Here is a 15,647-nt window from a genome sequence, read left to right as displayed (position 1 = left end):
AACCGATGAATGAAAGAGTAACAACATCAGTTGTATTATATGGTGAGATTGATTCTTTTGACTCGAAAAAGTGGTTAGAGTTTTATAATTATATTGTTAGGTTTGCTACTTCAATTAATTTAGCTCCAAATTATATGGGTGTTTCTGGAGTATCAATTAAAAGTAGCAAGATTTCTTCTTTGAAAAGAATTGAAAAGAAGCTTTACACATCTTTAGCTAATAATGAGGAAATTTCATCTGTATCCATATATAATCTTCCTGCTGATTTTGAAATAGCTGCTTTTGATTATAACTTATATATAAGTAGGACAAACAGGTTAAAACATTCACATATAATAGTTACTTTGTCTAGTGAGATATTTGAAAAAGTTGAATATATGGGATTAAAAGAAGATTTGAAGAATTTTATAGACTTTAAAGAAGGTAAAATATTTAGGTTGTCTAATTTAGAAAGTCCTTCCATATATGCTTCTAAAGCAAACGATCCATCTAGATTTAAAACTTTAGAAGTAATTTATGAATTTTAAACAATTATTACCTTGATTGGCTTCATGCCTTTCAAGGGATGACTGGAATAAAACAGTGGCAGGTACCATCTGGAACTCAAATGATAACTGGAAGGGCTGCACCACAATATCAATTTGGATCACAATATGTAGGAGGAGTAAATCAATGGTGGATAATGGACAGAACAAAATTAATCGAACCTTAGAAAAACAGCAAAAAAAGTGATTGGTTTAATAGATAAAGTTCTAATGGACTTATCTCAAGAAATTGAGGCTAGAAAAAAAGGGCTGACAGGTAGTAATGAGATACCCTCGGTATTGCAACTAGAGTCTATATCTGATGAATTAATTAAAATGAAGAGAGTATTATCTCCAATAAATTATTACCCGACTTATACTAGACAAATAGTAGATTCCTGGGATATACATTCAAAAATTGGTGATAAGTTACTAGCTGTGGCACAAGAGTATAAAAAATTGAAGTAATTGGAAAACCTTGGAGGGCTTATATGCCTTTCAAGGTTTTTTGATGATAGTAAGCAAATATTGCTTTGACATTTTTAATAAAACTTACAGCACTTACTACTTGTTTTATATTTCCATACGATACTGACATAGCGTGTGATGATAAAGGATGAGCTACACAGTTACATAGGCCAATAGAAAAAGAAAAGAAATAAAGATTTAATAGTGGACAACATGAACAATGTTTTCTCTGAAAATCAAAAGCTCATGATGGTTGTACCATCATGGAGTATCGTTTTAACACTTGGAGGAACTTAACAAGAATGAGAAATAAATCATCTTGGTTCGTTTAGCCATGTGATGTTAAATGGCGAGACCATCTATGAGTCTAACTTTGATTTTAGTCAGCATGGGGATCGAGCTGGAGTGATGTATCAAGAGGTGAACCGACTCATCGGTGAAAGAATCCCAACTGCGTTTGACCCACCAAAGCCGGAATCAAACCGTCCCATTTGGAGAGCTGCTGGAGAGTTCTTAGAAGGTGCTGGATATCGCGCAGTTAGTAATGTTACATTGGAAGGATGGACCGTATTCTATCCAGAAGGGGATCCGAGCCGTCACAGCAAATTCTATCAAGCTGGAGCGGTATTTGGAGATGTAGTATCCGCTTTAAATGGAGGATTAATTGCAGCAGGCAGTATTGCAGGGGGGGCAGTAATCACTGTTGGTTCAGGAGGAACAGCGGCCGTTGGAGGTGTAGCAGTAGCTGCTGTTGGAGCAAGTTACGGTGCAAATGTATCCGCCCATTCAACATCAAATGTTTTTAGTGATATGCAGACCTTATTTAGTAAGAGTGGTAATAGAGATAAGGGTAAGGGAAATCTTGATTGCCCTGAATGTACGATTTCTAGGAGTAAGTATCCAGAATCGGCTCAGCATATTGAAGATGCAATAAAGAACGGTCAACCTAATACTCTAACAATCAATCGTGGTGGGGCAAAATCCAACAGACGGGATTCATTAAAAGGACATAAGAAAGTACAAAGTAAAGACCTTGATGAATATCCTCCTGCAATGTTTAATGAAGGTGGAAGTGGCGCAAGTGTTAGACCTATATCACCGTCTGATAATAGAGGCGCAGGTTCATCAATGGGACATCAACTTAGACAATATCCTGATGGAACAAAAATAAGAATTAAAATCGATGATTGAGCATGGTAAGATGAATGAAACGAGGTGAAGGGAATAAATGAAATCATTGGATGAACTACTTGATGAATCAGAATCAGGATGGTTATTACTACAGGATTGGATTTCAAAGGCAACCAATAATGTAGAGATTTTAGCTGTGAACCAACTTGAAGCGAGAGAGGTTCTGCATAAGCTACAAGTTTCAACCAAGTCCTTATTAGGCACAGTTGCGTATTATACAGGTGGAATCTTATTTGAGGATGGTTGGCTACGATTATTAGGTTCAGGTAGTAGTCGATTGCCGAGAAATTTGACTTCGTGGAATGAAATAGACTCTAAAGGAAAAAGTTCGAGATTACCTTCATCATTGCTAATTGCTGATGATGCAGTTGGTGGCTTCTTTGCACTAAATGGTGGGGCTTTCGAGGGTAACCTTGGGGATGTATTTTATTTTGCACCCGACACTTTGGAATGGGAAAGTTTAGATATGCAATTTTCGGATTTTGTAAACTGGGCTTGTGTAGGTGATGTAAAAAGATTCTACGAAACTTTTCGTTGGAATGGTTGGAAAGAAGAGATTCAGAAAATGAACGGAAATAAGGGCGTTTTGATTTATCCATACATTTGGGCAGAAGGTGAACCTATTTCAAATCGCTCAAGGTCAATAGTCCCAATTGAGGAATTATGGAATCTAAACTGGATAAACAGAGAAAAATTAGGTATTAAATAAACTACCATACCTTGATTGGCTAAATGTCTTTCAAGGTTTCTTTTGTTTAATAGGATGGTCCTTAAAATTACAACTTAGGGTATAAGTAATACTGAAAAGTTTACTCCAATAAATCCAGGTCCTCTACCTGAAGGAATAGCTAAGTCATTTAGAAGTGCCACTTATACAAGAAGTATTACACAAAGTGAAACCACTTTATATAGAGTATATGGTGGTAAAGCAGGAGAGTTAGGTTCATATTGGACTAGAACGAAACCAAATGGTCCATTACAATCAGTTATAGATAGTGCTTTAGACCAAAATTGGGGAAATAATGCTACAAAAGTCTCTCAAATAAAAGTTCCAAAAGGTGTTGAGATTTTTGAAGGTATAGCAGCTCCCCAAAGAGGATTAGTTGGTGGTGGTAATCAAGTATGGATAAGGGAGGTTGACCCTTCATGGATAGTAAAATAGAGTGTATTTGTAACGTATTAGAAGAAATTAATGGATTTCATTCAATAAATGAATTTGAAAGGTTTTTAGTTTATATTTATAATCTTGTAAATGATACAGATTTAGTTGAAATTCCTGTGGAAATTAAATATGGGGGAAGTAACATCTTACAAGAGAAATGGTATAAATGTTCAGGATGTAATCAAAAATGGCGGTTGGTTTATCCGGATTTTCCATTCGAGGGTCTGTGGAAAGAAGTATAATCTAATATAACACCTCAATAAATAGGGTAAAATAAAATACCTTTTATTGAGGTGTTTTTAATTTTCAGGACGGAGTGCCGAATAAACTGCTTATTATTTACAGAATGGACTGAACCTATGTAAGCCCTGAATGATGTTTTAACAAATTCTTTAGTACGTACACCACCTTTAAAATATATACCCTATTTACTTTGTCTCATTTCATAGTAATAAATAGAAATTTAGAAAACCTTGATTGGTTCAATGCTTTTCAAGGTTTTGTTTTGTAAAAATAATACAGGAACATAAGGATGATTATTGAGCAGGACAAAATGAAAATGACTGTGTTTGAGAATCGAGAGCTCATGATGGCCGATTATGGCGGTCAGATATTGTGAAAGTGCTTATACATCCAGAGTTGAAGAAATACGGTTGTGATATTAAAAGCAGTTTAAAAAGCGTTACGAAAATTACAATTTATGCGGCAGGGGTAGTTATGACATGGAATGGCTAAGAAACTAACGAGAATGACAAAGCTCGTGGCGATAAACAATGGCTAACGTAATAAGGTGTTCTTACTCTGAACATTGTTTATGGCATGATGAAGCAAAAAACAGCCTATGAACTACCGATAATAAAAGAGAATGAAGTAGTGTAATAAGGTTATAAATTGGTTGTTTTTTTATTTATAGATTTTAAGATTACAACATAGGGTACGGGTAACTCTATAGGAAATGGAAAACAATATAGCACTCTATATGAGGCAAGTACAGGAAATGGTGCATCAAGAAGTGCCCATCGAAATGCAGCTAATAAAGAATTTTATAATCAAATGGCTAATGATGCCCAATTTAAGAAAGCAATGGACGATTCCTTTGGTTATGATGTAATGGGACATATGAAAAGTGGAAAGAGTGCATTAAAGAATCCATCTAAGGATTGGGCTTGGCATCACCCTGCGGACACACCAGGTGTAGTTAGACTAGTTCCTAAAAATCAACACCAAAGCCCATTATTACAAGATGTTTTACATCCTGGTCCTAATGGCCAAGGTGGATTTGGATTGTTCAAATAGAAAGGAAGATGAGGGTTAAAATGAAAAATGCTGAAGAAATTGCAACTAGAGCAATTATATTATTGTGTCTCTCTGACAGATGTGCCTTAGAAAGAACAACAATTGGGGGAAGAGTATATACATTAAAACAAAGAGACGAGCAGAGGAAAGCTATATATAAATGGTTGCATGATAAAGGTTATAATATCTCAATGACTTTGGATGAAAAATTGTTATTTGAGCAAGAAGTAGGTAAAGGAAATAAAGATGAAATTCTCTCAAAACAAATTCAATATGAAGCAATTGAACCTTGTTTATGGTCACTGGGACTTGTAAATAAACTATCTGAATATGATAGATTAGTTTCTGAGGATTTTCATCCTTTGTTAGAGATAGGTGGGACGCATTCATTAGAAAAACTTTTAAATAAATGTCGTTTAAGGGTGTTTGAAGATATATTCCTACAAAATGAAATATCTATGCTTTGGCATTGGAGAACAAGAGAAGCAAATAATTCAATTTTTAACCTTAAGCCTGAAAAGGAGATAATAATATCTACTTTTGGAAACCAATATATGCAGGTTATAGATAGCATGCAAGCATTTAAGAATGATCAGGATGATTTTATTGTAAATAATAAAGCTTTTAATGTTTTAAATTCAGAAGAGATGAATCGTATGAAATTTATTGCACAATGGAGACATCATGCTTTTGAATGGATAGTGGGAGATAAAGCATGGGATGAGGTAGAGTTGAATACGTAAGATTAGTTTAACGAGTACTTTGCAAAAGACCTTGATTGGCTGTATGCCTTTCAAGGTTTTTTGATTTTAATAACATTATGGTGAAAAACAAAATAACTTTTGAATCAAAAACTCATGATGGTTAGCAAAACTTACTTGATTGGTTGCAAAGACATTTAAATAAACAACCACACTTACACTCAATTTATAATTGCACAAAAAAATTATAAAGCTTGTAATGATATAGGAGGAAATTAACAAAATATAAGCAAATGAACAAAAAAAGATAAAGATTTTAAAGTGGGATAAAAAAGAAAAATTAGTTTTTCGAAATTCATAACTCATGATGGTTGTACCATCATGGAGTATCATGTTAATACTTGGATTGTCTGACAAGAACGAGAATTCGGTGAGATGACATTTTACATGGCAGGGGTAGTATGACATGGAATAGCTAAAAAACTTACGAGAATGACAAATCCCGTGGCGATAAACAATAGGAAACGAGTTAAGCGTTCTTTTACTGCTTTGGCTTATAAATTTTGGGTTGTATTTTTACTAGAGACGGTCGTATAATACTCGCTATTCGTTTAAAAAGCGTTACATAAATTTTAATTTTCGTAACGGTCTAAGAATTTGAACGTTGTCGGATGAACACCGTATGACGGCCAACACAATGTAACGGAAACGACAGATCGACACGGCGATTGGATCGAACGCTATCGCTATGATGCGTTTGGAGGAATCTACACAGGCATCACGGCGCCAAACAATACGACAGGTTACACGAGTCAAACGTATGATGGAGGCGTTGGATTAATCGATATGAATGCGCGGTGGTATAACCCGCAAGTCGGTCGCTTCCTGCAAGAAGATAGCTACCGAGGCGAACTCGACATGCCATGGACGCAAAATCGGTACGCGTATGTCGGAAACAACCCAATCAACATGTGGGATCCAACTGGGAATGTGCCGGAGTGGTTGGGAAAGAAGTATCATTCAGAAGCAAGAACCTTGATTGATAATGGGTATGACGGCCATAGCAATCCTAACAGATTGCAGTTAAAAGAGTGGGAACTACAAAGCAAGACATACAGCTACGAAGAAACCCATATCCAAGAAGATGTCCAAGCGAGACAAATTGTCAATCTATACAGTTACCTTAAGATGACAAATTATACGTATAATTACTTAGAAGAAGTGTGGGAAGGAAGAAACTTAATTTCAAGCAAAGAAGCCACCGAAACCTACACGGTATTGGAAGACGGGTTCTTTGAAGAAATAACGTCAGCTAGAGACGTATACCGAGACAACCAAGGGATCCTCCGAGATGCGGCAGGAAATCCAGTAAGTGTGACAAGAAATCATCTTGGTTCGTTTAGCCATGTATCCCTTAATGGGGAGACGATCTATGAGTCTAGCTTTGATTTTAGTCAGCATGGGGATCGAGCTGGGGTGATGTATCAAGAGGTACAGCGATTAACAGGAAGAGTAAACCAGGTAGTTACGTCATCTTCGAGCCTAATACCAAATCGAACATTAAGAGGAGGGATAGGGAAGGCGTTAAAGGGAATCAATCCCAAACAAATAGCGTCAACAGGTCTTGATTTTATCCCTGTCGTAGGAAATATAAAAAGTGGTGTCGAAGCCTTAGTTGGAAGGGATTTAATTACGGGGGATAAGTTATCAAGTGCTGAACGGTTAATAGCAGCTTCGGGTATTGTCGGAGGAGGAGCTTTAAAAAATTCCCTTAAGGTAGGAAATGCGGCTGTTAATGCGACGATGGGCATTAACCGAGCTACTCCAAGCAGTACGGTAAGGGAAGTTTCTAAGGGTACGGGTAATTCTAGTAAGTGGTCTTCTGATAAAGGGATATACTCTGTTGCGTATGAAGTGAATTTACCAAAAGATATGTACCCTAATGTAAGTTCGCCAAGACACTTTCAAAATGCTAATGAGCAACTATATAATGCGTTCCAGAAGGATTCAAAATTTGCACAACAAATGGAAGGATTATACCCAGGAATTAATAAAGGTGTACAACCAGGTAGCAGAGGGAAATTTTCACGTAATGCACCTATAAAAGAGGTAACTTGGCATCATCATGCAGACCGCGAAGGGGTGTTACAATTAGTACCTAGGAACCAACATCAAGCAAAAGGTCCAATACAACAAATTCTCCATCCAGGGGGACGTGGTGGAATGGAAAATTGGGGTGGTAGACGATAATTAATTGGAGGAATTAATTATGGGAAAATTAATAGAATTGAGAAACGTATTGTTGAATGCGATGGACTTCAATTGGGATGATTCGCTATTTTTATCTAGTAAAGAAGAATGGTCTCTAAGCTCTAAGTGCTATTTATATAATTTAGATGATTTAGAGGATGATGAAGAAGCTCCTAAAGTTGCTTTAGATAATGATTTTAAGTATGTGTTATCTATAGCCGATGTTCAAGATATTGTTGATAATGCACAGCAACAACTTATAGAGTGCTCTGAATTAGACTTATTTGATGCATTTTATTATTATTTTAAAAATGATGCTTTTATATCGTTCACTTAAGCAGGTCTCTCGTATGTTAGAAAAGCAAGAATAATACAGATTTATTAACCTTGATTGGCTAAATGCCTTTCAAGGTTTTTTTACTTTGCCTTATATCAAATCAGCTGATATTTGAGTTGGAGAAAAAGAAAATGACTTGTTTGAGAATCGAGAGCTCATGATGGTTATACCGTCATGGAGTATCGTTTTAATATTGGAGGGGGATGAACAAGTGTGAGATTGGGCGATATGACATTTTATATGGCAGGGGTAGTTATATGACATTGATTGGCTAACAAACTAACGAGAATGACAAAGCTCGTAGCAATAACAATGTGCAAGAGTATTCTTTTAATGCCTATGGCTCAAAAATTTTTAAAAATTGTATGTTAACTAGAGCTATAATACTCGATAGTCGTTTAACAAAATTCTACTCTTAGTAAGCTGATGATAAAGAATTAAGCCCCAGAATGAATGAACCAACGAATAGTGTATCCCTCCTAAATAGGAACGTTTTTTGTCGATAAACCACTAAGTTCCTCACATGCTGAAGCTGCAAAAAAGTATGGTCAAAAGATCATTACTTTTTATATATTATTTAACATTTTTTCTATTCAATCTATGAAAAAACGCCTCTATAATTAAATACCAGATATCTACCTTCAAGAAATTCTACCATTCATAAAATATTCTATTTTTCCTCTTATTCAAAATGACGTATAAATGAACATTTCCAATACATATAAATGACCTTTTATTTTTTTAATATGACATGAAACCGCTTACGTTAAATCTGTTAAGGGGGTGAGGCTAACGCTAATAAGCTGTTAGATGAGTAAAAACAGATTAAATTGGAGGAGGATGTACATGTCTAAAAAAGTCTCTTTGTTCATGGTATTTATGATGATTTTTTCTCTCTTTACAGGAACGGGTGCTTTTTCTGCTAGTGTAACGACGGCAGAAGAGCAAGTAGTCGATTTGAAATTTGATTTTGGCTCTGAAACGAGTGCAGTAGCTGATGGATATACACAAGTAGCACCAACAACAGCGTACAGTGAGGAGAGGGGCTTTGGCTTTGCTGAAGCGTTAGCAGAGAATGCCTTTCGTGACCGAGCTGGGCCTGATGATCTAAGAAAGGATTTTGTATTAGCAGCAGGCAGTGAATTTAAGGTTGAGCTTGAAAATGGCCATTATGAGGTATTGATTATTGCAGGGGACGAGGATGCTGGAAACCGGACGAATTTAGTCATTGAAGATGACCAGCATGGCAGTCCGAGAACGGGAAATGGTGAATATTTTGAAGAAACGTTTGATGTGACAATTGAAGATGGTCAATTAAATATTGGCTTTTCAGGTGATGGTCGTATTAACGGAATTGAAATTTCGACAGGTACAAATGAGAACGAAGGGGAGCCAGCTGAAGAGGAGCCGCTTCAGTTAATGTTTGACTTTGGTTCGGCATCATCGCCAGTTGAAGACGGCTATTTACAAGTAACGAATACGATGATCTATACGCAAGAGCGTGGATATGGTATTAGTAAATCCGTTGCTGAACGTAACCGTAGTGGTCCAGACGATTTAAGACGGGATTTTATTATTGATGGAAGCTATGAGTTCACAGTTGACGTACCAAATGGTGATTATTTTGTCCGTATTATTGCGGGTGATGATATTGCTTTTAATCGAACGAATTTCTCGATTGAAGGAGAAGACAAAGGCAGCATTTCCTCACAAGCTGGAGAGTTTGCTGTATTAGCAGAAATGACAACGGTTTCAGATGAGCAATTAAACATTGCGATTGGTGGCAATGGACGGATTAATGGACTTGAAATTATTCCGATGTCGGAAATTACAAGCCTTCACGTTGTCGACAAAACGTTAACGCCAGAGTCGGTTACGTTAGGCTGGGAGGCTGAGGAATCGGCTGAGACATACGAAGTGTATCGTAAAGCAGAAGGTGAAAGTGAATTTACAAACATCGGAAGCTCAAGTACAGCTGAGTATACGGATGAGACAGCAGAGCTTGGCTACACGTATACGTATGCGGTTACGTTGAAAAATGCGTTAGGAATTGAATCAGCTCCGAGTAATGAAGTGACAGTTGATGTATTTGATGAGTCAGTTGCTGTGCCAGCTGCACCGACTGGTCTTAAGCTTGTAGATGCAACAGAGGATGAAGTATCGTTTTCATGGAACGAAGTAGACGATGCTGTTAAATATTACGTTTATCGTGCTCGTTACGATGAAACGAACTATCCGCAAGCTGAAGTATCCTATACGAAAATTGGTGTAACAACAGACGTTACGTTTACAGATGATTCGATTTTTACTCATCGTCATTATTATTATAAAGTACGTGCCGTCAATGAAGGTGGAATCTCTGAAGCATCTGAAGTGTTAGAATCTCCAATAGAATTAGTCCGTTTACGTCAAATGGAAAAGCTTAATCGTGCTGTTGTTGCGGTTAAAACAGATGAAGGCGTTTATGTTGGCTGGAAGATGCTCGGTACGGACCCAGAGAGTGTGAGCTTTGATCTTTACCGTGATGGTGAAAAGGTGAATGACAAACCGATTACGACGAGTACAAACTACGTTGATCCAGACGGTACACTTGATTCAACGTATCAAGTAAGAGTAAGAAACGGCAGTGGGGACCCTGTTACTGAAGAGGTAGGTGTTTGGTCAGAGCAGCATCTTAGTATCCCGCTTGAAAAGCCAGAGGGTGGCGTAACGCCTGATGGAGTGGAATACGAGTATGTGGCAAATGATGCAAGTGTGGGCGACCTTGACGGGGATGGGAACTATGAAATTATCCTGAAGTGGAACCCGACGAACTCGAAGGATAACTCACAGGCAGGCTATACAGGCAATGTTTATCTTGATGCGTATAAGCTAGACGGTACGAAGCTTTGGAGAATTGATGCAGGTAAAAACATTCGTGCAGGCGCACACTATACACAGTTCCTCGTTTATGATTTCGATGGCAATGGCAAGTCGGAAGTCGTCTTCAAAACGGCTGATGGAACGGTCGATGGTGAAGGAACGGTGATTGGAGATGCTAGTGCGGACTATCGCAACAGCGCTGGATATATTTTAAGCGGACCTGAATATGTAACAGTGTTTGAAGGGGAAACAGGTAAAGCACTTGCAACAACTGACTATTACCCACCGCGTGGAAATGTGAGTGATTGGGGTGATGGCTACGGAAACCGTGTTGACCGTTTCTTAGCAGGTGTGGCGTATTTAGATGGAGAGCGTCCGAGCTTTGTTATGGCCCGTGGCTATTATACGAGAACGGTTCTGGCAGCGTACAATTTCCGTGATGGAGAAATTACGCAAGAGTGGGTATTCGATACGAATGATCCGGGTAACTATGCGTATTATGGACAAGGAAACCATAGTTTAGCGGTTGCGGATGTTGATGAAGATGGTTTTGATGAGATCATTTATGGCGGAAGTGTTATCGACCATGATGGGACAGGTCTCCATTCCACAGGCTGGGGACATGGTGATGCGAACCATGTGTCTGACTTAAATCCAAATCGTCCAGGATTAGAAATCTATCAGCCTCATGAAAGTTCAAGCTCACCAGTTGGTTACGGTATCCGTGATGCTGAGACAGGTGAATTACTCTGGGGCGTTCGTACAGGTACAGATGTTGGTCGTGCTGTTGCTGCCGACATTGATCCAAGGTATGATGGTGCGGAGCTATGGGCATCTGATAGCTGGGATGGAAGCTCAGGCGGAAGTGGATTGTTTTCTGTTGAAGGTGAGCGTATTTCCGATAATACACCTAAATCTATTAACCATTCTGTATGGTGGACTGGTGATTTACTTCGAGAGCTTCTAGATCATACGTATAATCCAAGTACAGATCCACATGGTGTCGGAAAAATTGAGAAATGGAATTGGGAAGAAGAGAAGCTTGAGACGGTTCTCATTCCAGAGGGCACACGTTCAAGTAATGGAACGAAAGGAAACCCTTCGTTACAAGCCGATCTTTTCGGTGACTGGAGAGAGGAAGTCATTTGGCCTTCTTCTGATAGTACGGAGCTTCGCATCTATACGACAACCGATGTGACTGAGCACCGGATTTACACGTTAATGCATGATCCGACGTATCGCCTAAGTGTGGCTTGGCAAAACGTCGGCTACAACCAGCCGCCACAGGTTGGATTCTACTTAGGACATGGCATGGATGCACCGCAAGCGCCGTCGATTTTTACAGGTGATGTTGCTGCAGATGTAAAGAAACCGGGTAAGCGAGAGAAGGCTCAAGTTATTGTTGATAACGATGCGGTGAAAGTAGAACGTGTAAGCACAGAAGATGGTAAAACGAAAGTCGTAACGACGGTTAAAAACAACCAAGCGAATCAATCAAAGCAAAACAAAGAAGAGCGATTTTTAATCAAGGTTGAAAAGGAACAAGATGAATGGGGCGAAGTCAACATCCCGTCTTCTGTATTAAAGCAGTTAAAGAAGAAGGCGGATGCTATTATTGAATTTGAATCGGATGAAGGGACGATTCGCTTACCGGCAGCTGAAATCGATGTTGCTGCTCTAGCTTCTGAGCTCGGAGTAAAAGAGAAAGACGTTTCGCTTTCGGTATACGTGAATAAAGCACCGGAGTTGAACACCATCGACGCTAACGTCGTCTCCGACTATGTTGATTATCGCGTGTTTGCAACTGGGGCGAATAATGACATAGAGCTAATGCAATTTGAGCAAGAGGTTGAGCGTGAAATCAAGCTTTCAACGAAGCTTAACGAAGAGCGTGCGACCGTTGTTAGAGTAGAGGAGGATGGTAGCTATACAGCTGTGCCAACAAAATATCAAGGTACAACTGCGATCTTTACAAGTACATTAAATGGAACGTTTGTCGTTATAGAAGAATAGTAGTAAGAGCCACTGCAGTCACAAGATTGCAGTGGCTCTGTTTGTATTAACATAGCCGGGTTGCTACAAATTGTATATAATTTACTTATCATTTAAAAAGGGGAATGACGATGCGAGGAAGATGGTTTATTTTCGTGCTAATGCTTAGTTTTTATCCGGTCCAAACGTCCGCATCCTGCGCTGGAGGGATATCAACAGAAGAGCAAGTCAATCATAGTGACATCGTTTTTAAAGGAACTGTGATTGCGATTGACCCAAAGGTAAGTAGAACGAATGGAAGGGCCAATGATTACGTTGTATTTGAAGTGGATTCAGCTTGGAAAGGTGTAAATAATACGCAAGTTCGTCTTCTTAACCCATCGATCTACGACAATACGAGCTCTAGTATTGACTATGAGTTTAGTGAAGGACAAACGTACGTCGTCTTTGCGAAGAAAGAAGCAGGAGAATATCAGACAGATTCCTGTATGGGAACGAGATTACTGGATCAGGCACAAGAGGAATTATCTTATTTGGGCGAAGGCGATAAGCCGGCGAACACAGTAAATTTAGTAAATGAAAGAAGCGACAGTACGAACATGATCGCAGTGATTATGCTTTTATACATCACACCTATCATTACGCTAGCTGCTATTTTAGCAAATAAACGAAAAAAGACTCGCGAAGAATGAGCACATGGCTGAGGGGATGTTCCAAAAGGTTAAGAACGAACCTTTTGGAACATCCCCTCTTTTAAAACTAGAAAGGTTAGATTATTAAAACTATGGTAAAATAGAACTATCAAAATCGTTTGTTGAGAAAGGGGGATGGGGAAAAATGGCCATGTCTATCGTTTTGTTCGTGTTCATACTCGCTGGCTTTTTTTGTTTAAATGTTGTGAGGTTTTTATTCTCGGAGCATGTAAACCGCTCGATATTGATGGTGGCTGCAATTGCGTTTACAGGCATTAACAGTTACTTAGTTGGCGTCCATCATTTACCTTGGATGGCACTGCTCGTCCTCTTCGTTGCTGCAATAAGCTATGAGTGGGTTGGAGGGACAGTAGCTGCATTGACAATCTCCGTCGCCCTTTATAAGGCTGGGGTTTTTCCGGAAGGCTGGGCCGCTGGAATTTCCACTAGTTATTTTTTATTTGCGTTCACAGTTGCAGGGCTGACGAATTACTTAGCGGTTAGCAGGGCTCGCTTTCATCAATGGCAAAAGCAATTTTACCTACAATCGAAAAACCTCCACGTCCTAAGGGAAGTATCGATTGCCTTACAAAGTACGTTAAATATTGATAAATTATTGCACATCTTTCTAACATCGCTAACAGCTGGCTACGGACTCGGCTTTAATCGGGCGCTGCTATTTTTGAAAAATAACGATTCATCGTATTCAGGTCGAATCGGCATCGGTCCCATTTCAGTCGAACGCGGACATAAAATTTGGGAAAATGTTGTCATTAACAAATTTACGCTAAAGGATTTCATCCAGCTTCAAGACAAAGCAGTATTGGATGATCATGAACTTAATGCGAAAATCCGCACCTTCACCTTCGCTATTGACGATGACAATGAGCTCCTACAAAAGATTATCGAAAACAAAGAACCGTATATCATTGATGAACATGAAGGGGCAAAGGACAAGACCATTACAAGCTTGCGCGATACGTTTTCGATGAAACAGCTTGCCGTTCTTCCACTCTTAAGCAGAGGGAACATTATCGGTCTTATATTCATTGACAATATCGTCAATCAGAAGCCGATTCTTCATCAAGACTTAGACAATATTACGCCACTAGCTACGCAAACGGCGATGGCGATTGAAAATGCTGCACTCTATGAAAAAATGGAGGAAATGGCGATAAAGGATGGACTAACTGGTTTATATAATAAACGTTTTCTCGACCGGATGCTGCCACATTTAACGGACTCCGCTTTAACAAATGATGAACCACTCTCTGCGCTTGTGTTAGATATTGATTATTTCAAAGTCTACAATGATACGAACGGACATCTCCAAGGAAATGAAGTTCTCACGCAGCTTGCTGATATTATCACAGCTCAAGTCGATCAAGAAGACATTGTTTGTCGCTTCGGTGGCGAGGAATTCGTCGTTTTACTTCCGAAGCAAGGGGCCGAGCAAGCGAAGCAGACAGGAGAACGTATTTGCCAAGCAGTTCGTCATCATCGCTTTCCAGCTGGAGATACACAGCCTAAAGGCAAAGTCACCGTCAGCATTGGTGTGGCTACATATGCAAACGGGAACATCGGGGTAGATTCATTGCTGTCATTTGCCGATGACGCATTATATGCAGCAAAACACAATGGCAAAGACCAAGTTTACAGCTATAAAGGGGGAAGTCACATATGATTGGCTACGGATTGATTGTCTTTTTGCTGGCGTTCGTCATAATGTACATGAGCCGACCGTGTCTGTACGTCGTTTTACGCTGGAAAACCGAACGGAGGCTGCGCGGTTTGGGCGTAAAGCTACATGATATTCACTTCTCCTTTGAAGAGATGACCTACTTTGTCCCGCTACCGAACCGGCTGCCATTACTCGCCAATGCCACACTCGATCAGCTTGTGGCTGAGCCTGATTATACGTCGTTTATTTTTCCGAAATTAAATGGCTTGAAAATTTACGTAAGAAAAGAGAAAGAGGAGCTATTAATCGCCTATATTTCGATCGAACACTTTCGTTTGCCTTATTTTGATAAGCTCCTTTATGAAGGGAAAATCAATGAGCGACAATATCTTGAGATGAGTGCATATAAGCTTATGCACCGCAGTACATCAGATGATTTTTTGAAGGAAGTGTATCGAATGATGAGCGCCTAAAAAAAAGAGATGAGCCAC

General features: G+C 39.0%; 13 protein-coding genes and 1 pseudogene. All 14 read left to right on the top strand.

The window, feature by feature from the left end:
- Positions 1-5: 5 nt before the first annotated feature.
- The 14 genes and pseudogenes from B1R93_RS12250 to B1R93_RS12185 all read left to right on the top strand — a co-directional run bounded on the left by B1R93_RS12250 (position 6) and on the right by B1R93_RS12185 (position 15,629).
- Positions 6-527: a hypothetical protein gene (locus B1R93_RS12250; protein ID WP_088104234.1), complete on the top strand. Its 522-nt coding sequence runs from the start codon at positions 6-8 to the stop codon at positions 525-527.
- A 201-nt stretch (positions 528-728) separates the two neighbouring features.
- On the top strand, positions 729-992 hold the full coding sequence (locus B1R93_RS12245) for a hypothetical protein (protein ID WP_088104233.1): 264 nt from the start codon (positions 729-731) through the stop codon (positions 990-992).
- A gap of 339 nt (positions 993-1,331) precedes the next feature.
- The gene (locus B1R93_RS23435; protein WP_088104232.1) at positions 1,332-2,183 is read left to right on the top strand and encodes a NucA/NucB deoxyribonuclease domain-containing protein; all 852 of its coding nucleotides are present in this window, start codon (positions 1,332-1,334) and stop codon (positions 2,181-2,183) included.
- Positions 2,184-2,220: 37 nt separating this feature from the next.
- Positions 2,221-2,892: a DUF2625 family protein gene (locus B1R93_RS12235; RefSeq protein WP_088104231.1), complete on the top strand. Its 672-nt coding sequence runs from the start codon at positions 2,221-2,223 to the stop codon at positions 2,890-2,892.
- 437 nt (positions 2,893-3,329) lie between these two features.
- Positions 3,330-3,587, top strand: a complete 258-nt coding sequence (locus B1R93_RS12230; protein ID WP_088104230.1) for a hypothetical protein — start codon at positions 3,330-3,332, stop codon at positions 3,585-3,587.
- A gap of 352 nt (positions 3,588-3,939) precedes the next feature.
- A pseudogene (locus B1R93_RS23815) lies at positions 3,940-4,014 on the top strand (recombinase family protein); the annotation flags it as partial.
- A gap of 384 nt (positions 4,015-4,398) precedes the next feature.
- A complete protein-coding gene (locus tag B1R93_RS12225; RefSeq protein ID WP_088104229.1) occupies positions 4,399-4,641 on the top strand; it encodes a hypothetical protein in 243 nt (80 codons plus the stop codon).
- 20 nt (positions 4,642-4,661) lie between these two features.
- Positions 4,662-5,384 carry a DUF4272 domain-containing protein gene (locus tag B1R93_RS23200; RefSeq protein WP_207634155.1) on the top strand — a complete coding sequence of 241 codons (723 nt, stop codon included), beginning with the start codon at positions 4,662-4,664 and terminating at the stop codon, positions 5,382-5,384.
- A 690-nt stretch (positions 5,385-6,074) separates the two neighbouring features.
- Positions 6,075-7,592 (top strand): RHS repeat-associated core domain-containing protein, encoded by a 1,518-nt coding sequence (locus B1R93_RS12210; RefSeq protein WP_280949485.1) that lies wholly within the window; start codon positions 6,075-6,077, stop codon positions 7,590-7,592.
- A 19-nt stretch (positions 7,593-7,611) separates the two neighbouring features.
- Positions 7,612-7,929 carry a DUF7716 domain-containing protein gene (locus tag B1R93_RS12205; RefSeq protein ID WP_088104227.1) on the top strand — a complete coding sequence of 106 codons (318 nt, stop codon included), beginning with the start codon at positions 7,612-7,614 and terminating at the stop codon, positions 7,927-7,929.
- 846 nt (positions 7,930-8,775) lie between these two features.
- Positions 8,776-12,804: a rhamnogalacturonan lyase family protein gene (locus B1R93_RS23685; RefSeq protein WP_088104226.1), complete on the top strand. Its 4,029-nt coding sequence runs from the start codon at positions 8,776-8,778 to the stop codon at positions 12,802-12,804.
- Between the two features lie 110 nt (positions 12,805-12,914).
- A complete protein-coding gene (locus tag B1R93_RS12195) occupies positions 12,915-13,475 on the top strand; it encodes a hypothetical protein (protein ID WP_088104225.1) in 561 nt (186 codons plus the stop codon).
- A gap of 145 nt (positions 13,476-13,620) precedes the next feature.
- The gene (locus tag B1R93_RS12190) at positions 13,621-15,159 is read left to right on the top strand and encodes a sensor domain-containing diguanylate cyclase (RefSeq protein ID WP_088104224.1); all 1,539 of its coding nucleotides are present in this window, start codon (positions 13,621-13,623) and stop codon (positions 15,157-15,159) included.
- Positions 15,156-15,629: a hypothetical protein gene (locus tag B1R93_RS12185; RefSeq protein ID WP_088104223.1), complete on the top strand. Its 474-nt coding sequence runs from the start codon at positions 15,156-15,158 to the stop codon at positions 15,627-15,629. The genes B1R93_RS12190 and B1R93_RS12185 overlap by 4 nt, the downstream gene beginning before the upstream one ends.
- Positions 15,630-15,647: the final 18 nt, after the last annotated feature.

Origin of the sequence: Halalkalibacter urbisdiaboli, assembly GCF_002156385.1 — a bacterium.
Lineage (GTDB): Bacteria > Bacillota > Bacilli > Bacillales > Bacillaceae_D > Halalkalibacter_A > Halalkalibacter_A urbisdiaboli.
This window is presented reverse-complemented; position numbering and strand designations above follow the sequence as displayed.